We start from the raw sequence: 26,524 nt of genomic DNA on the forward strand, positions 1-26,524 counted from the left end.
TCCCCCCTTACTAACGTTTTAGATTTACTAATTCTTGAAGGATTTCATCAGAAGTTGTAATAATTCTCGTATTTGCTTGAAAACCACGTTGGGCAGTAATCATTTCCGTGAATTCTTCGGATAAGTCAACATTTGACATTTCTAGAGCTCCACTAACGATCGAAGCAGTACCCTCTGTTTCAGGTGTCGTTATGCCATTATAGCCGGCATTTTCACTCGTTAAGAAAAGGTTGCTTCCTGCTTTTTCAAGACCGGCTGGGTTCGAAAAATTTGCTAAAGCAATTTGACCAGCTTCTTGACTTTCCCCATCTGCATTAATATAACTAACGGTACCATCAGATTGGATACTGAAACTCTTCGCATCTTCTGGAATAGTTATCGCTTCATTGTTCATATCTTGAAGGTAGTAACCATCTGCATTCACAATAGCTCCATTATCATCTAAGTAGAAATTTCCAGCACGTGTATAATAAGTCGTTCCATTTCCCTCTAATACGAACATGCCATCACCTTCTAACGCTAGATCGAGTGGGTTATTTGTTGTTTGACGGAAGCCTTGTGTGTGTATGTTGTCAATGGACCCTAGCTGAGAGCCTAAACCAACTTGTGAAGGATTTACTCCTCCTCTACCAGCTGTCGGTCCTTGAGCACCTGCGGTAGTTTGACTCATCATGTCTTGAAACGTTACTCTACCTTTTTTAAACCCGGAAGTATTAACATTGGCAATGTTATTACCAATCACATCTAACTTCGTTTGAAATCCTTTCATACCTGAAATACCTGAATACATTGAACGTAACATCTTCGTAACCCCTTTTCGTTATTTTTTAACTACACTGTATCCATCAGTCAACAGCTAATTGGCTTCCCAATAGGGTCCAGCCTATTCTTCAATTAAGATTGTTCCATTTATATTGGTAAAGATTCTATTCATTGCATCATTTCGATCCATCGCGGTGACTACTGTATTATTCTTTGTACTAATTAGCAGAGATGCTTGTTCCAGCACAACAAGAGAATCAGTAATCCCTTTTTCCTTCGCTTCAGCTACCTTGTTTTCGATCATTCTCCACTGTTTTTCGGTTATTTGAATATTTCTTTCCTGTAATCGATCTGTTGCATGCTTACTAATAGTCAGCCCTTTGATTTCTTGCTGCTGTGAAGCAAGAATATCCTTAAAGCTTGCCCCCTCCGTTCGTTTATCTGTTTTATAAAGAGGTTGCATTGCATGTTTTGAAATTTGGTGAATCCGATGATCCACATTACTCATTTGCTTCATCACCTTAATTATTATTGCTTTCAGAGTCGGTTGGATCTCTTACTTCAAGTGCAGCATCGGCATAGATTTTTTCTCCATTATCAAGTTCTAATATCGCCCATCCATCTTGCTGACTCACAGCCACTACCTTACCTGTTTCAATATCAAGTTTTTCTCCTGTTTCCTCATCATAAGCTTGATAAGATATTTGTTTACCAATCATGTGGCTGTACTTTATTACTGGAGAGACAAGCTGACTTTGAACGAGCGTGTCAATAGAATTCGTCATATTCATCATCTGTTCCAACGAAGAAAACTGTGCCATTTGAGAAATAAACTCACGATCGTCCATTGGATTGGTTGGATCCTGGTTTTGTAATTGAGTCATTAATATCTTAAGAAACTCATCCTTCCCAAGATCGGGACTAGGAGTTCTAGTTGCTTGGTTGTTTAAATATAATGAAGGATCAATTTTCGCCATTTCTTACACCTCCTATGCTTGTTCGTTTATTAGTAATTCCTTCAATTGGGTATCAAAATCATCATTAAATGGATGTTCCTGTTGTTCCTGTTCCAGGTTTTCCTTTGGCTGGTCTTGATCTGAATATTGTTCTGAATTCGTATCAGGCTGTTTTTGCATATGTTGTGATGGTTGTTGCGACTGGAAGTCCTGTTTCTCGACAACAACTTGCTGTGGAGAAAACATATGGCGCAATTGCTGCATATTTGATTCAAGCATGTCTTTCGTTGCTTGTGAACTTACAAGTATTCGAACCGTCATTTCTCCCTCAACTTGCGTTAAACGGATGATCATTTCCCCTAAGTTCTGAGGTCTTATCGATATATTGAGTTGATTCGTACCATTAGGCATAGCCATAAACCGACTGGACTTAATAATATGTTGAAACTGTTCCATGAATTGTTTTCCCGTGCTGTTTGAGCTCTGTTGAGTCGGATTGATATAAATTGCATGTTGTTCAATTTTCGCACTAGGAACCGTTGATGAATAAGCTAATCCTCCAACAGTATCCTTCATTCCTTGTTGTTCTAACGTATTCGATAACCACTTTGCCACATCTTGAACCGTCACTTTTGCGTCGCTATTATATTGCTGTTTTTGGACTAATTGGTTTCGTTTTGCAAAAGCTTGGACGAAATTTTGCCAAATAGCTGCTTCTTTGGAGTTTGTTTTAGACAGCAAAGGTATTTGGTCTTTTGAAATGTGGGCCCCATTTTTATTTACTTCATTTGTCCATTTCTGTAAAAGCTGAAGTACTTTTGGAGCAACTTTGGAAGTTTCTTGTATCGTTGTTAAAGACCCAAGTATTTCCTTCACCTCAGCAAATAATTGCATAAATACATTATCTGATTGGATATGCTTCCATTTTTCAGACGACCCATTGACATGTCCCATCCATTCGACTTGTTCAGAAGCACTTTCCATTTCCAAAGTCAGATTCTTATTAACCTGTTTAGAACTTTCTGATTGGATATCCTCCCATTGTTTCGCAGTTATCATTAAGGGTAATTCACCCATAACTTGCTGCGGTGCTTCGCCCTTAGCAAATGCTTGTTTTGTTAGCGTATCATCAGAAGCATGATGGTTACCTAGAATTTGTTGAAACAGAAATGGCCGCGCTTCATTCGATAATTGACTGTTTTTTGATGGATTCATCAACTTCGGTGACGATTGTAATTGCTGAAATATGTGAGCAGCCCCATTGTTCATGCCTTCACCTCCTTTCACCTTCATCAAAAGTTAATTTTCACTTTGAATAAATTGCTGCGTTAATGCAGCAGCTGCCTTGGAATCCATTGCCTCAAGGATTTCTCCACGTACTTCATTGGATACTTCTTTTAATATGGCTAAGGCAATCTCATTATCTAAATTTTGAATAATTGATGCAGCTTGCTCTTTATCCATATCTTTAAACGAATTAGCCATTGTTTTAACAGAACTTATTTCTTCTTCACCTTGAGCAGTTTCTGATTCTTTATTTTCTTTCTGACTATTTTCCAGTTTAAGAATTTCTTGCTCTAATTGTTCGACCGCAGCTTCTTTATCATTAAGATCTGATTTAAGTTGCTTCATTTCTGCATCTTTCTTGTCTAATTGGTTCTGGATGCGTTCTTGTTCATGCTGTATCGTTGCTTCATCTTCTGTGTCAATTACATTCGAAACAACCGGAATCCCATTCGCTTTTTCCTTCATCCATCCTGTTACATCAATTCCAGCGACACTTAATATGATTAATACAAGTGTAATTGTGACAGTAATCGGAATGACAATTGCAAATAAAAACCAAAGAACAGGATTCATTTTTTTCTTATCCGTATCGTATTTTTTGACCATGCACTTCACCTATTTTTATGATTTAAGAATTGATAAATCGATAATTCATCCATTGATGCTTTTTCTTTTCTTTGCTGTATTTCTATTTCATTCTTTTCTCTCGTTTCAATCAGTTTCTCAAACTTCTTCATCTCGATATGCGCATTCGTTAACTGCTCTTGTTTTGACTCCATATTATTTCTTGCTTGATTAACCTCTTCCTGCAAGCGGACAATATGATGATTTAATTCTTCAATATATCTAACCTGTTCTCTTAACTTTTCAAGTGTTGTCATATCCGAAAGTGATGCTTCATAAGACGCCTCTGCTGCTTCTTTCTTTTTTAATAACTCGTATAGTTGTGTTCCAATTGCTTCAAAGAAATCAATCGATTGCTGATATACTTTTTGAGCAGCGATTTTTTCCCTTTCTCGGACATGTAATAGTTTATTTAGAACCACGGTTTCTGCCATTCATGTTTACCTCCCGTTTAGTACATCCATCATTTGTTCAATAGACTCCGATAGCGAACTTTTGTCATAGATATCTTGGTTGAGAAACGACTGTATCTTTGGATAATAAGAAATGGCTCGATCTATTTCCTTATCTGTACCTCGTTTGTAAGCACCAATTTGAATCAGTTCCCTATTTTCTTCATATGCTGCAATTAGAGACCGTACTTCATTAGCTGTTTGTTTATGTGTGCTATTAATAACTTGATTCATTACTCGACTAATCGATTTTAAGATATTAATTGCCGGGTAATGACCACGCTCTGCTAATTTACGGTCCATGACAAAATGACCATCAAGAATCCCTCTAACTGTATCAGCAATCGGTTCATTCATATCATCGCCATCAACTAATACGGTATAAAAGGCAGTTATCGTTCCTTTTTCATTAGTTCCCGTACGTTCTAGTAACTTTGGTAATGTAGCAAATACAGAAGGAGTATACCCTTTAGTAGTTGGTGGTTCCCCTGTAGCTAGCCCTACCTCTCGTTGTGCCATAGCAACCCTTGTTACCGAGTCCATCATTAAATTCACCCGATATCCCTGATCACGAAAGTACTCACTGATTGCTGTAGCAGTATAGGCACCTTTGATTCGCATTAACGCTGGTTGATCAGATGTTGCAACAACGACAATTGATTTTTGTAATCCCTGTTCTCCGAGGTCTTTTTCAATAAATTCCCTTACTTCCCTACCTCTTTCCCCAATTAATGCAATGACATTTATATCGGCGCTGCTATTACGAGCTATCATCCCTAATAATGTACTCTTACCAACGCCGCTTCCAGCAAAGATCCCAATTCGTTGGCCTTCTCCAACCGTTAATAACGAATCAATTGCCTTTACACCTACTTGTATCGGCTTCTCAATAGGCGGCCGAAGCATTGGGTTTGGCGGAGATTGTTCAGTCAAATAATGAGTCAATCCTTTTGGTAACGGCGTTTCATCTAAAGCATTTCCTAAAGAATCAACTACCTTTCCAATCAAACCTCTGCCAATTTTTACAGTTAATGGTTTTTTGGTAGATTCTACAAGACAGCCCGGTCCAATTTCTGAAACTTCAGAGTATGGCATTAATAGAATTTTTTCATTATTGAAACCGACAACTTCTGAGATGATTGGGGAATTACGGTTTTTGGCTGGATGAATATAGCAAACTTCTCCTACATTAGCAGCTGGTCCCTTGGATTCGATCATAATTCCCACCACACGTAAAACTTTCCCATAACGCTTGTATGGGTCAGCCATATCAATAGCATCTAAATATGTCGACACGTTCATTGATTCTTTTCACCCACAATTTCATATAGCACTTGTCGAAGCTCTTGCAGTTGTGTATCAATACCTGCATCCATTTGTCCGAATGGATGTTTTATTTTACATCCATACTCATCCAATTCTTCATTCACATAAAAGGATAGCTTTGCATCATTCTCAAGAATAGATTTCAATTCATCTTTATGTTGAAGTACAAATTCAAATTGATTGGGATGAAGGTAGATGGAAATAATGGATTGATCTTTTAGCTCTTTGATTGCTGACTTAATAATAGGAAGGAATGATGTGGGATGTTGGTTAATCATTTGCTTCATTATTTTTTCAGCTGTATGTATCGCAAGTGTTAAAATGGCTTCTTCATTTTCATCAATCAACGAGTGGTAGTCTCTTCTGGCTGCTGTAATAATTTGATTTGCTTTCTCTAAATCAGTTTGATACTTGCTTCTACTCTCCTTTTCACCAGTAGAGAACCCTTCTTCATATCCTAGTTTCTTCGCTTCTTCTATATAGGACTGACGTTCATGCTGCCACAATTCTTTTTCTTTATTAATTTGTTCCCGAGCTTGCCTCAGTAACTCTTCACTTTCTACCTTTATGTGTTCTAATTGTGCTTGGGCTTTATGAACTTCCTCGTTAACATCTGTCTGCATTCTCGCTAATTCATCCGTGGTTGATGTTTGATTTGTTAGTAAATGGACCGGCTTGATTTTAATTTGCCTAGTTGATTGGTTCGTATCGTCAGACAATAATATCGTCACCTCCACCTCTAGCAATTACAATTTCGCCAACATCCTCCAACCTTCGGATAATCCCAACAATCCTTGTTTGTGCCTCCTCTACATCACGAAGACGTACTGGCCCCATATATTCCATTTCCTCTTTAAATGTTTCCGCCATTCGTTGAGACATATTTTTAAATACAATATCCTTTACTTCATCACTTGCAACCTTTAATGATAACCGTAAGTCTTCATTTTCCACCTCACGGATAACCCGCTGAATGGCTCGGTTATCCAATATAACAATATCTTCAAACACGAACATTCGTTTCTTGATTTCCTCAGCTAACTCCGGATCTTGAATTTCTAATGCATCCAAAATGGTTCTTTCCGTACTCCTATCTACACCATTCAATACTTCAACAACGGCTTGGATACCACCAGTTTGTGTATAATCTTCCGTCAGGGAGGTAGATAAGTTCTTTTCTAAGACTTCTTCAACTTGAGAAATAATCTCCGGTGATGTAGAGCTCATCGTAGCAATTCGCTTCGCGATATCCGCTTGCATTTCCTGTGGCAATGAAGATAATATTTGCCCGGATTGCTCAGCATCTAAATAAGAAAGTACTAATGCAATGGTTTGTGGATGCTCACCTTGAATAAAATTTAAAACCTGGTGAGGATCCGCCTTTCTAGCAAAATCAAATGGACGCACTTGCAAGGAAGATGTTAGCCGATTAATAATATTAGAAGCTTCCTGTTTACCAAAAGCTTTTTCTAAAACCGTCTTGGCATAACCTATCCCGCCTTGCGATATGTAATCCTGTGCTACAGCAATTTGATGAAATTGGTCTAATACTTCATCTTTTAATTCATTATCTACTTTCTTTACGGAGGAAATTTCTAGGCTTAATTTCTCAATTTCCTCCTCTGATAAATACTTATAGACTTGTGCGGAAACATCTGGACCCAGGGAGATTAAAAGTATTGCTGCTTTTTGTTTTCCTGTTAATACGCCTCTCTGTCTTACCATATCAACTACCTCCTAATCTTCTCCGATCCAGCTTCTTAATAGTTTCGCAAAATCTTCCGGTTTTTCTTTTGCAACTTTTTCTAATTGTCTTTTTCTAACCATTGACTCAGATTCTTCTTTTTCTGGTATATTTGGAACATTAATTGGTTCCTCGCTGTCAATTTCTTCCTCAACCTCTTCTGCTTTTCTGTTGCGAAGTAATTTAATCACAAGAATAATGATTGCTAGAAGTACAATTCCTCCTACGATATAAACCCACGCAGGAATAACTGGTGTTGTAGCTGATGATGCCGTTTGCTTACCTGTGAATTCTTGAAAAACAATCGATACTTTCTCTTCAGGTTCTATATTTTCTACATATTCTCTATCGATAGAAGTAGTAATAATGGAATTCATAATGGAATTCATTCCTTCTTCCACCGTCGCTTCCTCTTGTTGTGTTAAGTACTCTACTTCACTGCCATTCTCATTTTTCACAGCGTTCACAGCCACTTGTATTCCTAAGTCTCTTACTTTGTATGGACTCTCAACAATATTCTTTCGAATTCGATTGAACTCATTGTTGATCGTCTCTTTCACCATCTCATACTCGCCATTATCCCCTTCGTCTGTACCTTGAAAAGTCTGAATATCTCCTTCATCAGCAGGTGACCCAGCTGCAGCCGCACCGTCACCTGTATATGTTTCTTGGATGGTTTCAATACTTACAGGAAGACCTTCCATATTTTCTAAATCTACAGGATCGACAATTTCTTCTGTACGATTCTCTTGCGTAAAATCAATATCAGAAGTAACCGACACGATCACATTTTCTAGTCCCACCATGGCACCTAACATTTGTTGTAGACGTTTTTGAATATCCTGCTCAATATCTTGCTTAACCTGCTGTTGATATGTATAAGTGTCTTGTACATTTCCAGTCGTGTTACCAGGTTCAAAACTCTCAAAATATTGATTTGTTATCGCTATATTTTCTATTGGTAAATTTGGTACTGCTTTGGATACCATATGATACAAACCATTAATTTGCCCTTCTTGAAATTGATAACCAGGCTTTGTATTCAATACAATCGAAGCACTTGCATTTTGTTGTGTATCATTAACAAAAACCGCTTCCTCTGGCATATTGATCATCACTTGAGCATCATTTATACCGTCAATTCCCTTCATTAAATTTGCTAATTCTGTTTGCATTGCATCCAGCTTCATCACATTAAATTCATTCTCGGTAACACCCCATGAAGCATTCTCACTAAAGAATGAATAATCAATATTGCCGCTATTAGGGATCCCTTGACCTGCTAAATCAACTAGCAAGCTATCTACTTGTTCATCAGGAACCAGTATTGTTGTTCCATTCTCTTGTAATTCATAAGGAACACCTCGTGTATCTAATTCCGCTTTAATCTGCCCTGCTTCTTGAACGGATAAGTTGTTGTATAACGGTACGAACTTAGAATGAAAGGCAAATAATAAAATTGCCGTAATAAGTAGTACAATAATGATCATAGTTCCTATAAAAATCCGCTTCTGACTTTTGGTACGATCGGTCCAGAAAGCCGTAGTAGTGTTTTTGAATTTTTTTATTTTCTCGTTCATGACTTCCCCCACTAACGTGCTAAGTGTAAATACCCTTTCTGACTGTTTGTGAACAACTAAACTTGCATGCTCATCATTTCTTTATAGGCATCTACTACCTTCTTCTGGATTTGTACGGTCGCTTCTAATGTTATACTAGATTTTTGTGCTGCTATCATCACATTATGTAAATCGTCTACACTGCCATTAGCTAAAGCTTTTGTTTGCTGGTCAGAGGCGACTTGTGTTTGGTTCACTCCATCAATGGCCTTTTTCAACATAGACGCAAAATTAGCTTGTGCTTCTCCCACCGTTGCCTGAGCTTCTAACCCATTATTATGTACTGCTTGCTGCGGTATTTGATTATTAATAGACTGAATCATTACGAATACTCCTTTCGATTATTTTCCTATTTCCAACGCCTTCATTAACATTGATTTACTCGCATTTAATGCCGTAATATTCGCTTCATACGATCTTGTGGCACTCATTAAATCTACCATTTCTTTTAAAGGCTCGACATTTGGTAATTGAACGTATCCATTCTCGTTCGCATCTGGATGTGAAGGATTATAAACGAATTTAAACGGCGTCTCGTCTTCCGTTATATCTGTTACCTTTACTCCTCCTGGCTGTCCAGAATTCTTCGCACGGTTTAACAAAGACTTAAAGTTGGTTGATTCAGACTGCATTGTAACCATTTTTCTTCGATATGGTTCATAATCCCCATTTTCATTTACCGTTGCTCTCGTAGATTGAGCATTAGCAATATTCGAGGAAATGACATCCATTCGTAGTCTTTGAGCAGTTAGTGCGCTTGCACTAGATTCGAGTGCGTGGAATATGGACATCTTAGCTTCCTCCTCTTAACGCTGTTTGTAAACTATTAAATTTCCCATTAATCCGATCGGTTAACGCCTGGTAATAAATTTGATTCTCAGCAAGCTCCGACATTTCTTTATCTACATCAACGCTATTGCCATTATGGTTATAAGATGTAGCAGAATTAGTAACTGTTTGGTATACGCTAGTAGATTCTTGGTTAAACGGTATGTGCTTTGAATTTGTTTGTCTTGCTTGCAATGGTGAATCTAATGCATCCGACAAAACTTTCTTGAATGCTACATCTTTTGCTTTGTAATTAGGCGTATCGATGTTTGCAAGATTCTGTGCAATCACTCGATTCTTTGCTGTAGCGTAATTTAACGAATTTTCTAGTGTATGTATTGTTCCACTAAATAAACTCATAACATAACCTCCCAAAATGTACCTGTTTCAAATTGTTAACAACAGCCAAAAAAAATCAATTATCTACGAACAGTTTAAGTCATATATTTAACAAAGTCTATTACTTTTCGACATTTTCCTCAGAAAGAACAAAATATGGTTAATTTATAATAGGTAATATTTACTATTTATCTACCTTTTTTTACTAATCATTAAATATTCACTTTTAAAGTGTAAGTGAAATTGCCTTTTTTATGTTAAAAACGAAAGAAAAATTGATTTTCTTTTTGTTTGCTAGTTCATATGTAACAGAAATCCCTTATATAAAAAGTCCTGAAATATTCATAAATTCGACACTAAAATTATGAACGACAAAAAAGCCAGAGCATTCTATGCTCTGGCTAAAATTAAATGTAATTTTACAACTTATCTTGAACGTAATTTTTCTAATTCTACTAGGAAATTGTTGTTAAGTACTTTAATGTACGTACCTTTCATACCTAAAGAACGAGACTCAATTACTCCTGCGCTTTCCAGTTTTCTTAATGCATTTACGATAACTGATCTTGTGATACCAACACGATCAGCGATTTTACTTGCCACTAGTAATCCTTCATTGCCATTCAATTCTTCAAAAATATGGTCAATTGCTTCTAGTTCACTGTATGACAAGGAGCTAATTGCCATTTGTACAACAGCTTTGCTTCTAGCTTCCATTTCAATTTCTTCCGTCTTTTCATGAAGAATTTCCATACCAACTACCGTTGCACCATATTCTGCTAGTAGTAAATCATCTTCACTGAAACTTTCTGTGAGACGTCCAAGCACTAGTGTGCCTAATCTTTCCCCGCCACCGATTATTGGAACAATCGTCGTTAAACCAGATTTAAATAACTCACGGTTTTCTACAGGGAATACAGTTTGAGGACTGTCAATATCAAGGTTCGCTGTCGTCTCATGAATATTGTATAATCCTTCTGTATATTCTTGAGGGAACTGACGGTCTTCTAGCATTGATTTCATTCGCTCATTTTCGATCTCTTGATTAATTGCAAACCCTAATAGTTTACCGCGTCTGCTAAGAATATAAACATTCCCCTTAATTACTTCCCTTAGCGAAGCAGACATATCATTAAAATCAACTGACTTTCCGGTAGATTTTTGCAACATAGCATTAATTTTTCTTGCACGATTTAATAGTTCCATAAGGATCCTCCATTCGATCTTTGTAATTATAATATATATTGGCTTAAATCTTTATTTTTAGCGATAGTACTTAATTTTTCGTCAACATAAGCTGGAGTTATGTCAATTGTATCCATATTTACTTCAGGTGCTTCAAATGATAGATCTTCCAATAGTTTTTCTAAAATTGTATGAAGCCTTCTTGCACCAATGTTATCCATTTCTTGGTTTACTTCATAAGCAATTTCGGCTAATCTATCTACAGCATCGTCTGTAAACGTAACATTTATACCTTCCGTTTTCAATAAAGCTTTATATTGTTTAATTAATGCATTTGAAGGTTCCTTCAGAATGCGCTTGAAATCTTCGGTTGAAAGTTTGTCAAGTTCTACCCGTATTGGAAATCTTCCTTGAAGCTCAGGAATCAAATCAGAGGGCTTAGACATGTGAAAAGCCCCAGCTGCTATAAATAACATATGGTCTGTTTTCACAGCACCATGCTTGGTTACAACTGTTGAACCTTCAATGATAGGAAGGATATCACGCTGCACACCTTCGCGAGAAACATTTGCACTGTTTTCTTGTTTGCCAGCAACTTTATCTATTTCATCAATAAATAATATACCTGACTGCTCTGCACGCTGAATGGCTTCCTGTGCAGCTTCTTCCATATCAACAAGCTTACTAGCTTCTTGTTGTGTTAAAACCTTCCTGGCTTCTGATACTGGTAATTTTCTTTTCTTTTTCTTCTTTGGCATAAACTGACTAAATGCATCCTGCATATTCATGCCCATTTGTTCCATTCCTGAGCCTTGAAGCATATCGAACATCGAAGGACTTTGTTCTTCGATTTCAATGGTTACGATATGATCCTCCAGCTCCCCTAATGCTAATTGGTGTTCGGTTCGCTGCCGCTTATTACGAATTTCTTCTTCTTTAGGTTCGTTTTCTTCATCACTTTCATCATTAGACTGTGATGGAAATAACATTTCAAAAGGATTTCTTGCATTATTGTCTTTTTTCGCTTGTGGGACCAACAGTTTAACTAATTTCTTGTTCGCTTCTTTTTCAGCTTTGCCCATAACTTCTTTCATTTTTTCTTCTTTTACCATACGCAAAGCCATTTCTACTAAATCTCTTACCATTGATTCAACATCGCGACCAACATAACCTACTTCGGTAAATTTGGTAGCTTCCACCTTAACAAAAGGGGCTCCAACTAGTTTCGCCAACCTTCTTGCTATTTCTGTTTTACCAACACCCGTCGGACCAATCATTAAGATATTCTTGGGAACAATTTCATCTTTTAAAGACTCTTCTAACTGCATTCTTCGATATCTATTTCGTAAAGCTACAGCTACGGAACGCTTCGCGCTGTTCTGTCCAATAATATACTTATCTAACTGTCCAACAATTTGCTTCGGTGTGTAATCAATACCCATATGCCAAAAGGCCTCCTTTTAATCAAGCACCTCAAGTGTGATATGATCATTCGTATACACACAGATTTCTCCCGCAATTTCTAATGCTGATTGAGCTATCTCTTTTGCTGTCATTTGACTAGAATATCTAGCTAGCGCTCTACCAGCACTAAGTGCATAATTCCCACCAGACCCAATCGCTAATATCCCGTCATCCGGTTCAATTACTTCTCCTGTACCTGAAACTAAAAACATATTGTCTTTGTTCATTACAATGAGCATTGCTTCTAGTTTTCTTAATACCTTATCACTTCGCCATTCCTTTGCAAGTTCAACCGCTGCTCGAGGAAGGTTTCCATTAAATGCCTCTAATTTACCTTCGAATTTTTCAAATAACGTAAATGCATCTGCTACAGAACCGGCAAAGCCTGCTAGCACCTGCCCTTTATATAAAGTACGGACTTTTTTAGCTTTATGTTTCATAACAACTGCATTTCCTAACGTTACTTGACCGTCACCACTCATTGCACATTGATCGTTATGCCTTATGGCAAAAATTGTGGTGGCATGCATTTCATTGGTCACACCTCTCACCTCTTTCGCTCCATAAATTAATCATTTGCTCTTGGGTGACTTTTCATATATACGCTGCGCAAATGATCCTTTGTTACGTGGGTATAGATTTGTGTAGTAGACAAATTTTCATGACCTAGTAATTCCTGAACGCTTCGGAGATCGGCTCCCTCATTCAAGAGATGTGTAGCAAATGTATGGCGTAATTTATGCGGATGTACATGCACAGTAAGAGCCGCCTTTTCTACCATTTTATTCAACAAATTGCGAATACCTCTAGTAGTAATAGGCGTACCACGATGATTCAGGAAGACAGCATTCGTTGCTTGGTTTGATTTCGACAGTAACGCTTTTCTACCATCCTGTATGTATGTTTCCAGGGCAATTTCGGCAAACTTACCATAAGGAATATAGCGTTCCTTTCTGCCTTTACCTTTAACAAATACGGTGCCTATAAAAAAATCAATGTTGTCTATGGTTAACTGTTGACATTCGCTTACTCGCATTCCTGTAGCATACAGAAGCTCTAAAATTGCTTGGTCGCGTTGACCTAGTGGTTTAGTAAGATCACTGACTTCAAATAATTTCTTCAACTCTTCTTTATATAGGAAACCCGGTATTGCCGTATCTGTCTTCGGTAAATGAATATGCACAAATGGGTTACCTGCGCTTAGGTTTTCCCTTTCTAGATATTTAAAGAAAGTACGAAGCGTTGATATTTTTCTTGAAACGGATCTTCTACTTAACCTCCTGTCATACAATAGATTAAGGAATAAACGAACAACCCTTTGGTCTACATCTTTTAAATCAGCTATACCTTCTGAATTCAGGAAATCGAAAAATATTTCCAGATCATTCAGATAATATTTAACAGTATAAGGCGAAGCATTTTTTTCTATTTGCAAATACTCCTTAAAGGATTGCCAATAATTCATGTAATTATTCAAAATTTCACCCCGTTAAGCAGCGAATAAATCATAACATAGAAAATAGTGATAAGCAATAAACTTAACTAAATTGTAACAAAATTCTGAATTGATGTCACCCCAAGCTATTTACTAACATGCTTGATGAATTTATTTTGACATACTTCCATTTTCTTACTGTCAAGTAATTATCCTTACCAATGCGTAATTATATCTGTTTCGAGATAGTAAGTCAACAATTTACATCTATAATGAAAAAAAGAAATTTTCTACACCTTACCGAATCCGTCTACTCCCTCTATTTTGCTACTTTAAAATGCCTAACTCATCTATTTTTGCTTTCGTTTCAATTGTCCCTAAACGGTATAATTCTTGATAAATTTTCACTAAATATTCACTATACCCATCACGTTCGTCATCTGCTCCCCATTCATCAAAAGGCTTCGCTAAATACTCAACAGCATTAACAGCGTATTTATCCTTATTCATAAATAACTTTTTCATTTCTTCAATATCACTTGTATCTGCAATGATTTCATATTCTACACCACTTCCAGGCACGGAGAACTCTCGAATATCTTGGGTATCTACAGTTATAAAATAATGTTTTTTATCCGCCATGTTTAGCGCCTCCCTTATTAGCTATGTATCCTTTTTTAATTAAACTCAAACTTTTGAAATGAATGTGTATATTTTTGCAAAAAGAAAACTGCTCGTGTAGTACGAGCAGTTAAGTTTGAGCTTCTTCTTTATACTCACAATTTGTGCATTGAATCTGTGTACCTTTTTTAGCTTTTTTCTCTACAAGCATGGAGTCACATTTTGGACAAGGACGAGCTATTGGTTTATCCCATGATATAAAATCACATTCTGGAAATCGATCGCAACCGTAGAATACGCGGCGTTTCTTTGATTTCCTTTCTACTACATTTCCTTCTTTACACTTCGGACATTTTACACCAATTTCTTTGAGAATCGGCTTGGTGTTTCTGCATTCAGGAAAATTAGAACAGGCAAGGAATTTCCCGTATCGTCCCATCTTATATACCATTTCATGGCCGCAATTTTCACATTCAATTCCTGCCGGTTCATCTTTTATCTCTATTTTTTCCATTTCCTCTTCTGCTTTTTTTAATCGTTTCTCAAATTCTTTATAAAATTGATCAATAATGATGAACCATTCGGTTTTCCCTTCTTCAACAGCATCTAAATCACCTTCCATTTTTGCAGTGAAATCGACATCGATGATCTTTGGAAAAAATTCTTCCATCACTTCTGTGACGATGGTACCAAGTTCTGTTGGGCTAAACCGTTTATTATCAATACTTACATAACCTCGTCGTTGTATTGTATCTAAAGTAGGTGCATACGTAGACGGTCTACCAATGCTTAATTCTTCCATTGTTCGTACAAGTCTAGCTTCGGTATATCTTGGAGGAGGCTGTGTGAAATGTTGATTCGGCTTAATTTCCTTCGCTTCCACTTCCATCCCTTCAGATAAAGCAGGGAGAAATTTATTCTCTTCTTTTTTCTTATCATCCGTACCTTCTATATAAACTTTCATAAACCCTTTGAATTTTACTTTTGACCCAGTTGCTCTAAATTCAACATGATTATTTAATAAGTGCACGGTCATTGTATCCATGATTGCTGGTGCCATTTGACTTGCTAAGAAACGTTCCCAGATTAACTTATAAAGACGAAACTGATCTCTGGATAAACTAGCTTTTAGCGATTTTGGATCTCTGGCAACCGAAGTGGGACGAACTGCTTCATGCGCGTCTTGCGCCCCCTCTGATTTTTTCTGTTTCTTATTTACACCAAGGAATTCCTTTCCATATTGTTCATTAATATATGTTTTTGCTTCATCTTTTGCTGCATCAGATACACGTGTTGAATCCGTACGCATGTACGTAATTAAACCATTAATTCCTCCTGCTTTTTTGCCCAAATCTATTCCTTCATATAATTGCTGCGCAACCATCATCGTTTTTTTCGCTTTAAAATTTAACTTTCTAGCTGCTTCTTGTTGCAAGGATGAAGTAGTAAAAGGCTGCGCTGGATTACGCCGACGTTCCTTCTTGTTCACTTTATTAACAGAGAATGTCTTCCCTTTTATTAATTGAAGTATTTCTTGAACATCCGCTTCTGTTTTCAATTCTTTCTTTTTCCCATCTACGCCGTAAAAAGATCCTTCAAAAGCATCTTTGTCTTTTTGAAATTGTCCTTCAATGGACCAATACTCTTCTGGTTTAAAGTTCTCTATCTCTTTCTCTCTATCAATGATTAGTTTTACTGCTACAGATTGAACCCTTCCAGCACTAAGCCCTTTTTTTATTTTCTTCCATAGTAAAGGACTAATATTATATCCGACTAAACGATCCAAGATTCTTCTGGCTTGTTGCGCATCGACAAGGTCCATGTCAATCGAACGTGGATGTTTAAACGAATTCTTGATAGCATCCTTGGTAATCTCATTAAATACTACACGGCATTCAGATTCCCCATCAATATTCAAAATATGAGCAAGATGCCACGCAATCGCTTCACCTTCTCTATCAGGGTCGGCTGCAAGGTATACTTTTTTTGCTTTCTTTGCTGCTGATTTTAATTCTTTTACAACATCGCCTTTACCACGTATCGTAATATACTTAGGAGCATAACCATTTTCTGTATCAATGCCCGTTTGACTTTTTGGTAAGTCACGGACATGTCCCATTGAAGCTTTCACTTTATATTTTTTTCCTAAATAACGTTCAATCGTCTTTGCTTTTGCAGGTGATTCGACGATTACTAGATAATCTGACATAACATTTCCTCCCAAAATGAGGTTATCAATAGAAAACCATGAACTATCACATAGAACTATAAGGTGATAGTATAATCTTATTTCATTTATTACTGGATTGTTTCTACAATATAACTATTTTATATGCAAACCCATTCAATCGAAAAAATTTAGAAATCTTCACTAATATTAAATATATACAGTACATTTGTCAAACATACACATATAAAAGTAACGCAAATTTGTAAAGATTTTCCTTTTCTAAATCCATTGTTGTCAAAGGATTTTAAGGGTTCATTAGAATATATTTTATTTTTTATCCTTTCATCATCATTACGGTTATACGTATGCATGTTTCATCGTTTCCCATTCTTCATAAATATCTTGTGCTTTCGTTACTAGTTTCGCACCATCTTGAATCATTTTGTGACAGCCTGTGGATTGTAAGCTTAATGGAGAACCTGGGACGGCAAAAACTTCTCTTCCTTGATCTAATGCCTGCTCAACCGTAATCAATGTCCCACTCTTTTCTTTAGCCTCAATCACTAATGTGCCAAAACTCAAGCCACTTATGATTCGATTTCTTTCAAGAAAATGGTATTTTGCAGGAGGGGATTCAGGGGCGTATTCAGAAAGAACTAATCCACGATTACTAATTTGTTGAAATAAACTTGTGTTCTCCTTTGGGTAAATATGATGAAATCCACCACCTAATACAGCTATTGTATACCCATTTTTATTCAAAGTAACCTCATGTGCATAACTGTCTATTCCTTTGGCCATTCCACTGACAATCACCCATTCTTGTAGCAGTAAGGGATGTAATATTTTAATTACCTTCTTCATTGCTTCACCTGATGGCAGTCTCGTACCGATTACACTTAATAACGGAAGCTGATTTATTAATGAGAGATTTCCGGATGCGTATAACACAAGTGGTGCATCTTTAATAGCTTTTAACATAGGGGGATAATTATCGTCAAGTATTGTAATTACCTGATAATTGGCTATATCTTTTTCAATTTGACGTAAGAGGGGATAGTGATGTAGATCATTTTGAAGCACAATAGCGTTCTTTAAAGGCATTTGAAAATCATGGCAAATTTGTTGAGGTGTTAGGTGATATAACTCTGTTAAACAGAGATCATCCCACCATTTGCGTAACCACGCTCGCGAGACACCTCGACATCTGCTCAGATGAAGAAGTCGAATTTGTTGATCATTCAATTTGACACTTCCTTTTCCAATAGTATAGAGGGAACCCAACCTTGATTGAGTTCCCTAATGTTTTCTTAATGTGTTTTACACTTTTCTTTAATGCCATTTTCTTCAAGAGCTTTAATCATCGTTTCGCCCATTACAGAAGGCGTTTCTGCTACTTTAATGCCACATTCTGTCATGATACGAATCTTTTCGTCAGCAGTACCTTTTCCACCTGAAATAATGGCACCAGCATGACCCATACGTTTTCCTGGAGGAGCAGTAGCACCACCGATAAATCCGACAACTGGTTTTTTCATATTTGCTTTTACCCATTCAGCAGCTTCTTCTTCCGCTGTTCCACCAATTTCACCGATCATAATTACAGCATATGTTTCTGGGTCTTGGTTGAACGCATCTAGTACATCAATAAAGTTCGTACCATTTACTGGGTCCCCACCAATACCAACGGCAGTAGACTGTCCGTATCCTTCCTCAGATAGCTGATGAACAGCTTCATAAGTTAATGTTCCTGAACGAGAAACAACACCTATATGACCTTTTTTATGAATATAGCCTGGCATGATACCAATTTTACTTTCATCAGCAGTAATTACTCCTGGGCAATTCGGTCCAACTAAACGTGTCTTTTTCCCTTCCATATAACGTTTCACTTTTACCATGTCCATTACGGGAATATGCTCAGTAATACAAATTACTAAATCAAGTTCTGCATCCACAGCTTCTAAGATAGCATCCGCAGCAAATGGGGCTGGTACATATATAACCGAAGCTGTAGCACCAGTTTCGTCAATTGCATCCTGTACAGTATTAAATACAGGGACACCTTCTACCTCAGTACCACCTTTTTTTGGAGTAACACCACCAACAATTTTCGTGCCATAATCAAGCATTTGTTTGGTGTGAAATTTTGCAGTACCACCAGTAATCCCTTGGACAATTACTTTTGTATCTTTATTAATATATACACTCATCTTCGTCCGTCCTTTCCGCAAGATCTGATAATAACGTCAATCGTATTCTATTTATTACTTCACCATGGAGACAATTTTTTCTGCTCCATCAGCCATTGAATTCGCTGATGTAATATTTAATCCAGACTCCTCAAGAATTTGCTTCCCTTTTGAAACATTCGTACCTTCAAGACGTACGACTAATGGAATTTCAAGTCCAACTTGTTTCGTAGCTTCTACGACACCTTCAGCAATAACATCACATTTCATAATACCACCAAAAATATTCACAAAAATTCCTTTGACATGGGTATCTGAAAGAATGATTTTAAATGCTGCCGTTACTTTTTCTGCTGTTGCACCGCCACCAACATCTAGGAAGTTTGCTGGATCGCCACCATAATGTTTAATAATATCCATGGTAGACATAGCTAAACCAGCTCCATTTACCATGCAGCCGATGTTTCCATCTAGCGGAATATAACTTAAATCATATTTGGAAGCTTCGATTTCTTTTTCATCTTCTTCGTCTAGATCACGTAAATCAACCACATCCTTTTGACGGAATAAAGCGTTATCATCAAAATTTAATTTCGAGTCTAGAGCTAGTACTTCTCCATCTCCTGTTGTCACTAATGGATTGATCTCTGCAATTGAACAATCTTTATCAACAAAAGCATTGTATAAGCTTGTCATAAACTTGACAGCTTTACCAATTAATTCATCTGGAATATTAATATTGAATGCAAGTCTACGAGCTTGATAGCCTGATAATCCAACAACTGGGTCAATTACTTCTTTGAATATTTTCTCTGGAGTTGCTGCTGCAACTTCTTCAATTTCTGTTCCGCCTTCTTCTGATGCCATCATAACAACACGAGAAGTTGCGCGATCAAGTACAACCCCAACATAGTATTCCTTTTTAATATCGCAGCCTTCTTCAATTAAAAGGCGTTTCACTTCTTTTCCTTCTGGTCCAGTTTGATGTGTTACCAATGTTTTACCTAGTATTTCATTTGCATATGTACGCACATCATTTAAATTTTTTGCGATTTTTACCCCACCGGCTTTACCACGTCCACCAGCATGAATTTGTGCTTTTACTACTGTGACGTCACTTCCTAATTTTTTTGCAGCTTCTACAGCTTCGTCAACCGTATATGCAACATATCCATTAGGAACATTAACACCATATTTTCGCAAAATATCTTTGCCTTGATACTCATGAATGTTCATCCTTAATCCTCCCATCAAATTTCACTGCATTTCCATTGTATAAAAAAACAATAAATTTCACAAGAATTACCGAAATTTATTGTCAATGTTATGTCGAATATTGTACCTCCTATTAGTATTTACTGCTCTAGCTGTTGATCCATTCGATAAATAAAGGCAAATACTTCTGCTACGGCCTCGTATAATTCCTCAGGAATTGATTCATTAATATTCAGCTGTGCTACTAATTCTACTAACGTAGCATCTTCTAATACAGGGACATTATATTCTTTTGCCTTTTCTATGATGTCGTCTGCTACCCACCCTTTACCTACTGCTGAAACAACTGGAGCTGCTTGTTTCGTTTCATCGTATCGAAGAGCTGCTGCCTTGCTATATTTGCCAGTCATACTTTGTAATCCACTCCTTGAGTATGGTAAACCTGCCTATCTAATGATTGCTTGTTGTCTTCGGCATTTTCAATAGGTTTAAATGAAATAGAAGTTAGCGTATACTTCATCTGTTGTAATCCGGTTTTTAATAACGGTTGGAGAGATTTTGAAAGTTCATGCAGTTTTTTATGATTATTAAATACCGTGATTGCAATATGTCGATTTTGAATATGCATTTCAATCATCGTTTCCTTCATCTGCATGAGATCGAGAACAAATAGTATTCGACAATGATCAGGGTCAATCTTACCCTGTTTCGTTTTTCTCCCCTCTATGTTTAGTTCTATATCATTTTTGAACCCTAATTTACTTCCGGGAACGATTAAATGGGATTGCAAGAAACTACTTTCTAACTCCATTACGGATTGTACTTGTATGCCATTTATTCCATGGAGTATTTGCTGTATACGCTCATGAAATATACCTTCGCTGTTACGCAACAGGGATAGCAAGTTTCCTTTGATGCTTGCTTCTTGCAGCTTATTATTAACTAAGCCATGTTCATAATCCATCCCAGATACATGTAAGTACTGGTTTAATAAAGATAAGAATTGTTCCTTTGGAAATGGCAAATGATTTGGTCTTTGAATCAGTAGCAAGACATCTTTTAATTCTGAATATACATCTTGCTTTTGCAACAACCTTAAAGTATCTAAAACCCGCCCTTCAGCAATATCACCTGTAGAGTTGATGTTTTGCAGTTGTGGAAATGACTCCATAACTTGTTGCTTGAATTGTTGCCATTCTCCTTTGGTGAAAACAGATGGATTATTCTTAGAAAGTATAAGTTGCTTTTCCCAGTTATTTAGAATGGATGCTGCTTTATCTATGTTTAAACCTTTATCTATAATTAATCCATATAAGTTAGAAATTAAATTACTCCTATTCAAACGCTCATTGTTTGTAAATCCTATATGCTGTAACAATACATGTACGTTTGGTTGCTTTGCTAAAGCTCGACTTAAAAACTGTTGTACAACAAGATTTGTATTAGCAGAAGGTCGGAGCAATTGCATCAATTGTTTTTCTAGCAACGGAGCGTGCTGTTCTTCTTGTTTTTGGATAAAGTCCAATAGCCCTTGCATCTGTCGCGTCAATGAAATCGTTCGCTTCGCATGCAAAGCCTTGAACACTGCTGAAGTAATTGGAAACTGAAATCGTATCATCTCTTTGAGTGTTAGGATTGCCTGTCCTTTATCTTTGCGTTTTGACAATAACTCAAATGCTTGCTTTAATTGGTTTTTGTCAAAAGGGATATGGTCCCGTATTAATTGCTCCATCAGCAATACAGCATACTTAGATGCTTTCAATCCTACTTGATCTAACAATGGAAAACTTCGTTTTGATTGTGAATTATTATATTCTCCTAAAACCTTTAACACCAAAATTTCATCCATGCTTTGGACTTGAAAATGATAATTGCCGCCAAGCTTTAGGGAGGCTTGTAATTGAGCAATGATGCGCTGATTACCTAGTTGAATCTGTGCTTGATTATCTGGATATATGGTAGTAATTTTCCCTTGCACAATTTGCCCTGGTTTTAAAGGCTTCGTCAACAAAGCGGGATTGGATATAAATTGACGATGAAGGCTAGATACATGCACAGAGCCCTTCCTCCTTTACGATTAAGAGACAACATGTTTAACTGGTGCAAATGAACGCCTGTGATAAGGACAAACCCCGTATTTCTTTATATTTTCCATATGTTGTTTGGTACCATACCCCATATTAGAAGCAAAATCATACATGGGGTATTCACTATGTAATGCTTTCATATAATGATCTCGGGTTACTTTTGCTAGGATACTTGCAGCTGCAATGGAAATACTTTTTGCATCTCCTTTAATGATGGATTCAGATGGGCATGAAAGCTTGTCCAACTCAACAGCATCAATTAATACATGCTCTGGGGATGGACGCAGTTGCTTAATTGCATCCCTCATTGCTAGCTTTGCAGCTTCATATATATTCACTTGATCGATTGTTTCACTATTTACAATAGATATACCGTAACTTATCGCATTTTCTTTAATTGTTTGGTAAAACCGATTTCGAGCGGATTCCGTTAACTGCTTTGAATCATTAAGACCAAGCAGTTCAAAATTCGCAGGTAATATCACTGAAGCAGCAACTACTGGCCCAGCTAAAGGACCTCTGCCAGCTTCATCAACTCCAGCAATATATTCCATTCCTTTTGCAAAACAATTTTGTTCATAACTTGACATTTGTAAAAATTTCTCCTGCAATTCCTTGTTTTTTTGCTGTTTCTTTTCATAACTCGCTATTAATTGTTGAACACCTTTTCGTTCATCGGAACGCAAGTTAGCAATTAATTCTTCACTTAATTCTCCAGCTTCAAATAATTGTTTTAATACAGATATTGAATGTTTATTCATCATCACACCATCTCTCTATTTAGTATCGGTGATATAGCAATAAATGTTAAGGACTATAATTTCAAAAAACTACCCGTTACATGAAACAAGACATCCATCAATAGATGCATGCCTTATGGTTTATGAACGGTATTATACTTCTGCAGGTGTTTCCAAAGCAATTCTACCTAGTTTTCCAGTCCGTAAGTCTCTCATTACGATATCGGAAACTTTTGCAAAATCTACGTTACCACCACTCCCTAAAGCGCCTCTTTGTTTGCCGATATGGACAAATATTTCCCACATATCTTCCATGTTTCGATTAATGACATAGCGGTTTTCCAGATTTTCAGGATAATGCTTCTGCAAATAGGTAATTACATAAGCCACAATATCCTGCAATGATAATAATTGATCTTTAATTGTCCCTATCGCCGCAAGTCGATACCCAACAATTTCCTCTTCGAATTTTGGCCACAGTATTCCAGGCGTATCAAGTAATTCAAAGTCGTTTTTAACTTTAATCCAAATTTGTTGCTTCGTGACACCTGGTTTATCCCCCGTTTTAGCAATTTTTTTATTTGCTAATCGATTAATCAATGTCGATTTACCGACATTTGGTATACCAACAATCATGGCACGAGCTGCCCGTGGTTGTATTCCTTTATTACGTAATTTATCCATTTTTGCTTGGGCCTGTGCCTTTGCTAGCTGGATAACCTGCTTTATATCGGTTTTATCATTAACATTAATTGCGATAGCAGGAATTTGTTTTTCTGTAAAATAATTTATCCACTGATTTGTAATATCTGGATCTGCTAGATCCTTTTTCATCATAACAATCATTTTTGGTTTATTTTGTAATACTTGTTGCAACATTGGATTTTGTGATGATAAAGGCACCCTTGCATCAACTAACTCCATCACAAAATCAACAAGCTTTAATTTTTCTTCTACTTCTCTCCGAGCTTTTGCCATATGCCCGGGAAACCATTGTATGGTCATTATTTAACCTACTTTCCCATCATTTGCATTCTATCTAACGGCCAGTACAGTAAGCTAGTCTTACCAACAATTTGATCCATTGGAATTACGCCAATCACTCGACTATCTGTTGAATTCCCACGATTATCACCTAATACCAAAACATGGTCTGCTGGAATTTCTTGATATCCACCTGGAAGATTTTCCAATGTAAAATCTTCGGTATGAATTTGAAAAGGCTGAGACTTGCCTTCATTGGACTTTAAGAATGGTTCTTTTACCTCTTCTCCATTAATGTACAACACATTATCTTTCACTTCAACATGTTCACCAGGCAGACCGATCACACGTTTAATAAAATCTTTTTTGGATGACGCATGAAAAACAACCACATCAAAACGTTCTGGTTCATGTAAATGATACGTAAATTTATTTACAATTAATTGATCACCATTATGTAAAGTTGGCAACATGGATGGTCCGTCAACGACAATAGGGGCAAAGAAAAACATGCGAACAATAAACGCTATACCAAAAGCTATCAATAGAGCCTTTAACCAGTCCAACCATTCATTCTTACTTTCTTTTTTCCGTTTTGGCATATTTCCCCCTCCAACTTTGTTGGCAAAATAATTACTTATACTACTTATTTAGTGTATGAGACTATTGCCATTAAATTCATGTGCAAAAAAGGAGCTTGTGCACATTTGCCAAGCTCCTTTCTAAAAGAATTTACCTTACTCGTATACATGCGTTTTTCGACTAGCGACGTTCTTTAATACGAGCTGCTTTACCACGAAGATTTCGTAGGTAGTATAGTTTCGCACGACGAACAATACCACGACGAGATACTTCTATCTTATCAATACGAGGTGAATGCATTGGGAATGTACGTTCTACACCTACACCATAAGAAAGCTTTCTTACAGTAAATGTTTCACTAATTCCACCGTTTTGACGTTTAATAACGACACCTTCGAATACCTGAATACGTTCACGACTACCTTCTACAACTTTAACGTGTACTTTTACTGTATCTCCTGGGCGGAAATCAGGGTGGTCTGTACGTAATTGATCCTTCGTAATGTTTTCAATAATTTTTTGCATTCTGCTTCACTCCTTCCAAACCAATGCTCTTATCTCCTAAGGGACAGCGGAACATCGTTTATAGTACCTAAAGACGAAACTTTAAGCACAACATTTAATATACCATATGAAATAATAGACTTCAACTACTTATTTGTATTCCATTCGTTTAGAAGTTGTTTTTCTTTTTCTGTTAAAGGATAATCATGTAATAAATCATTTCGGCGTTGATATGTCCGTTGTAATGACTGGTTTTTCCGCCATTCTTCGATTTTAGCATGGTTCCCTGATAACAGAACTTCCGGAACTTTCATCCCTCGAAAATCTGCTGGTCTTGTATAATGGGGATGCTCCAACAGTCCGGTTGAATATGAATCCTGAGGAGCTGAGGTATCATTTCCTAATACTTGAGGAAGTAACCGAACGACACTATCCATTACGACCATCGCACCTAATTCTCCGCCGGTCAAGACGTAGTCTCCAATTGAAATTTCATCTGTAACAAGATATTCTCGAATTCTCTCATCATATCCTTCATAATGACCACAAATAAACACTAGGTGCTCTTCATTGGCCAATTCTTCCGCTTTCTTTTGATTGAAGGTTTCACCTTGTGGACACATTAGTACAACCCTTGGTTTTGATTCTTTGCCTTTCATAATTGCATCAACCGCATCAAATACCGGCTGTGGGGTTAAAACCATCCCAGCTCCACCACCGTAGGGATAATCATCCACTTTATGATGCTTATTTACTGTATAATCTCGAAAATTAACTAATTGGTAAGTGAATCTGCCTTTATCTTGTGCTTTTTTTAAAATGGAGGATTGTAACACACCATTAAACATTTCGGGAAATAATGTCAATACGTCAATATGCATCAATCCAACAGTCCTTCCATTGGTTCAATCATTACTTTTTGGGATTGAACATCAACTTCTTTCACGACATCTGTAATGTATGGAATGTACACATCTTTTCGTGAATGCCTTCCTACCACCCATACATCATTAGCGCCTGGGGAAAGGATTTCTTTAATCGTCCCAATTTCTTTATCTTCTTGGGTATATACCTTACATCCAATTATTTGGTGATAATAAAATTCAGTCTCACCTAGCTCGGTTAACTGTTTCTCAGTAATCTTTAACTCTAATCCCTTAAATCCAACAACATCATTTATATCTGTAAACCCCTTAAATTGAAGAAGATCGTATCCTTTATGCATGCGATGACCAGTAATGGTCACTGTAAGAGGATCATCATTAGCTCTTATAATATAAAGGGTATTTCCAATTTCAAATCGTTCCTCGAAATCTGTTATACGCAGTACTTTGACTTCCCCTTTAATTCCGTGTGTATTAATTATTTTTCCTACTGTAAACATTTTATCTGTCATTATTCTCACCTG

General features: G+C 36.9%; 30 protein-coding genes. All 30 read right to left on the reverse strand.

Translation table 11 applies throughout. The features are described 5' to 3' along the window. Positions 1-10: 10 nt before the first annotated feature. The 30 genes from flgG to rimM all read right to left on the reverse strand — a co-directional run bounded on the left by flgG (position 11) and on the right by rimM (position 26,512). A complete protein-coding gene (gene flgG, locus M948_RS36975) occupies positions 11-802 on the reverse strand; it encodes a flagellar basal body rod protein FlgG (protein ID WP_021291571.1) in 792 nt (263 codons plus the stop codon). 81 nt (positions 803-883) lie between these two features. Beyond that, on the reverse strand, positions 884-1,270 hold the full coding sequence (locus M948_RS36980) for a TIGR02530 family flagellar biosynthesis protein (protein WP_021291572.1): 387 nt from the start codon (positions 1,268-1,270) through the stop codon (positions 884-886). 13 nt (positions 1,271-1,283) lie between these two features. After that, complete coding sequence (flgD, locus tag M948_RS36985) at positions 1,284-1,739, reverse strand: flagellar hook assembly protein FlgD (protein WP_021291573.1); 456 nt, start codon at positions 1,737-1,739, stop codon at positions 1,284-1,286. A 12-nt stretch (positions 1,740-1,751) separates the two neighbouring features. Continuing rightward, the gene (locus M948_RS36990; RefSeq protein ID WP_021291574.1) at positions 1,752-2,987 is read right to left on the reverse strand and encodes a flagellar hook-length control protein FliK; all 1,236 of its coding nucleotides are present in this window, start codon (positions 2,985-2,987) and stop codon (positions 1,752-1,754) included. A gap of 30 nt (positions 2,988-3,017) precedes the next feature. Next, a complete protein-coding gene (locus M948_RS36995) occupies positions 3,018-3,611 on the reverse strand; it encodes a MotE family protein (RefSeq protein ID WP_021291575.1) in 594 nt (197 codons plus the stop codon). 5 nt (positions 3,612-3,616) lie between these two features. After that, positions 3,617-4,063 (reverse strand): flagellar export protein FliJ, encoded by a 447-nt coding sequence (fliJ, locus tag M948_RS37000; protein WP_021291576.1) that lies wholly within the window; start codon positions 4,061-4,063, stop codon positions 3,617-3,619. Positions 4,064-4,069: 6 nt separating this feature from the next. Continuing rightward, on the reverse strand, positions 4,070-5,383 hold the full coding sequence (gene fliI, locus M948_RS37005) for a flagellar protein export ATPase FliI (protein WP_021291577.1): 1,314 nt from the start codon (positions 5,381-5,383) through the stop codon (positions 4,070-4,072). Next, positions 5,380-6,126: a flagellar assembly protein FliH gene (fliH, locus tag M948_RS37010; RefSeq protein ID WP_021291578.1), complete on the reverse strand. Its 747-nt coding sequence runs from the start codon at positions 6,124-6,126 to the stop codon at positions 5,380-5,382. The genes fliI and fliH overlap by 4 nt, the downstream gene beginning before the upstream one ends. Beyond that, entirely contained in the window at positions 6,119-7,132 is a 1,014-nt protein-coding gene (fliG, locus tag M948_RS37015; protein WP_021291579.1) for a flagellar motor switch protein FliG, read from the reverse strand. The genes fliH and fliG overlap by 8 nt, the downstream gene beginning before the upstream one ends. 12 nt (positions 7,133-7,144) lie before the next feature. Continuing rightward, positions 7,145-8,731: a flagellar basal-body MS-ring/collar protein FliF gene (gene fliF, locus M948_RS37020; protein ID WP_021291580.1), complete on the reverse strand. Its 1,587-nt coding sequence runs from the start codon at positions 8,729-8,731 to the stop codon at positions 7,145-7,147. Between the two features lie 56 nt (positions 8,732-8,787). Beyond that, entirely contained in the window at positions 8,788-9,093 is a 306-nt protein-coding gene (gene fliE / locus M948_RS37025) for a flagellar hook-basal body complex protein FliE (protein WP_021291581.1), read from the reverse strand. A gap of 18 nt (positions 9,094-9,111) precedes the next feature. Continuing rightward, positions 9,112-9,561, reverse strand: a complete 450-nt coding sequence (gene flgC / locus M948_RS37030; RefSeq protein ID WP_021291582.1) for a flagellar basal body rod protein FlgC — start codon at positions 9,559-9,561, stop codon at positions 9,112-9,114. 1 nt (position 9,562) lies between these two features. Beyond that, on the reverse strand, positions 9,563-9,958 hold the full coding sequence (gene flgB, locus M948_RS37035; RefSeq protein ID WP_021291583.1) for a flagellar basal body rod protein FlgB: 396 nt from the start codon (positions 9,956-9,958) through the stop codon (positions 9,563-9,565). Between the two features lie 405 nt (positions 9,959-10,363). Then, positions 10,364-11,143 (reverse strand): GTP-sensing pleiotropic transcriptional regulator CodY, encoded by a 780-nt coding sequence (gene codY / locus M948_RS37040; protein ID WP_021291584.1) that lies wholly within the window; start codon positions 11,141-11,143, stop codon positions 10,364-10,366. 26 nt (positions 11,144-11,169) lie between these two features. Further along, complete coding sequence (gene hslU, locus M948_RS37045) at positions 11,170-12,564, reverse strand: HslU--HslV peptidase ATPase subunit (protein ID WP_021291585.1); 1,395 nt, start codon at positions 12,562-12,564, stop codon at positions 11,170-11,172. A gap of 18 nt (positions 12,565-12,582) precedes the next feature. Then, positions 12,583-13,128: an ATP-dependent protease subunit HslV gene (gene hslV, locus M948_RS37050; protein ID WP_021291586.1), complete on the reverse strand. Its 546-nt coding sequence runs from the start codon at positions 13,126-13,128 to the stop codon at positions 12,583-12,585. 26 nt (positions 13,129-13,154) lie between these two features. After that, positions 13,155-14,051, reverse strand: a complete 897-nt coding sequence (gene xerC, locus M948_RS37055) for a tyrosine recombinase XerC (protein ID WP_031335593.1) — start codon at positions 14,049-14,051, stop codon at positions 13,155-13,157. 297 nt (positions 14,052-14,348) lie between these two features. Then, entirely contained in the window at positions 14,349-14,663 is a 315-nt protein-coding gene (locus tag M948_RS37060) for a hypothetical protein (protein WP_021291588.1), read from the reverse strand. A 109-nt stretch (positions 14,664-14,772) separates the two neighbouring features. Beyond that, complete coding sequence (gene topA / locus M948_RS37065; RefSeq protein ID WP_021291589.1) at positions 14,773-16,851, reverse strand: type I DNA topoisomerase; 2,079 nt, start codon at positions 16,849-16,851, stop codon at positions 14,773-14,775. A gap of 318 nt (positions 16,852-17,169) precedes the next feature. Next, on the reverse strand, positions 17,170-18,057 hold the full coding sequence (gene dprA / locus M948_RS37070) for a DNA-processing protein DprA (RefSeq protein WP_021291590.1): 888 nt from the start codon (positions 18,055-18,057) through the stop codon (positions 17,170-17,172). Positions 18,058-18,122: 65 nt separating this feature from the next. Then, positions 18,123-19,025, reverse strand: coding sequence for a succinate--CoA ligase subunit alpha (gene sucD, locus M948_RS37075; RefSeq protein ID WP_021291591.1), 903 nt, complete (start codon positions 19,023-19,025; stop codon positions 18,123-18,125). Between the two features lie 54 nt (positions 19,026-19,079). Next, on the reverse strand, positions 19,080-20,240 hold the full coding sequence (gene sucC, locus M948_RS37080; protein WP_021291592.1) for an ADP-forming succinate--CoA ligase subunit beta: 1,161 nt from the start codon (positions 20,238-20,240) through the stop codon (positions 19,080-19,082). 119 nt (positions 20,241-20,359) lie between these two features. Beyond that, entirely contained in the window at positions 20,360-20,629 is a 270-nt protein-coding gene (locus M948_RS37085) for an EscU/YscU/HrcU family type III secretion system export apparatus switch protein (RefSeq protein WP_021291593.1), read from the reverse strand. Then, entirely contained in the window at positions 20,626-22,275 is a 1,650-nt protein-coding gene (locus tag M948_RS37090; protein ID WP_021291594.1) for a hypothetical protein, read from the reverse strand. Before M948_RS37090 ends, M948_RS37085 begins: the two co-directional genes overlap by 4 nt. Positions 22,276-22,296: 21 nt before the next feature. Continuing rightward, the gene (locus M948_RS37095) at positions 22,297-23,067 is read right to left on the reverse strand and encodes a ribonuclease HII (RefSeq protein ID WP_031335595.1); all 771 of its coding nucleotides are present in this window, start codon (positions 23,065-23,067) and stop codon (positions 22,297-22,299) included. A gap of 132 nt (positions 23,068-23,199) precedes the next feature. Further along, on the reverse strand, positions 23,200-24,051 hold the full coding sequence (ylqF, locus tag M948_RS37100) for a ribosome biogenesis GTPase YlqF (protein WP_021291596.1): 852 nt from the start codon (positions 24,049-24,051) through the stop codon (positions 23,200-23,202). An 8-nt stretch (positions 24,052-24,059) separates the two neighbouring features. Further along, positions 24,060-24,632 carry a signal peptidase I gene (gene lepB, locus M948_RS37105; protein ID WP_021291597.1) on the reverse strand — a complete coding sequence of 191 codons (573 nt, stop codon included), beginning with the start codon at positions 24,630-24,632 and terminating at the stop codon, positions 24,060-24,062. 160 nt (positions 24,633-24,792) lie between these two features. Continuing rightward, complete coding sequence (rplS, locus tag M948_RS37110; RefSeq protein WP_021291598.1) at positions 24,793-25,137, reverse strand: 50S ribosomal protein L19; 345 nt, start codon at positions 25,135-25,137, stop codon at positions 24,793-24,795. A gap of 125 nt (positions 25,138-25,262) precedes the next feature. Further along, on the reverse strand, positions 25,263-25,997 hold the full coding sequence (gene trmD / locus M948_RS37115; protein ID WP_031335596.1) for a tRNA (guanosine(37)-N1)-methyltransferase TrmD: 735 nt from the start codon (positions 25,995-25,997) through the stop codon (positions 25,263-25,265). Further along, positions 25,997-26,512: a ribosome maturation factor RimM gene (gene rimM / locus M948_RS37120; protein ID WP_021291600.1), complete on the reverse strand. Its 516-nt coding sequence runs from the start codon at positions 26,510-26,512 to the stop codon at positions 25,997-25,999. Before rimM ends, trmD begins: the two co-directional genes overlap by 1 nt. Positions 26,513-26,524 lie beyond the last annotated feature (12 nt).

This window comes from Virgibacillus sp. CM-4, assembly GCF_000445495.1.
Classification (GTDB): Bacteria; Bacillota; Bacilli; order Bacillales; family Amphibacillaceae; genus Virgibacillus; species Virgibacillus salexigens.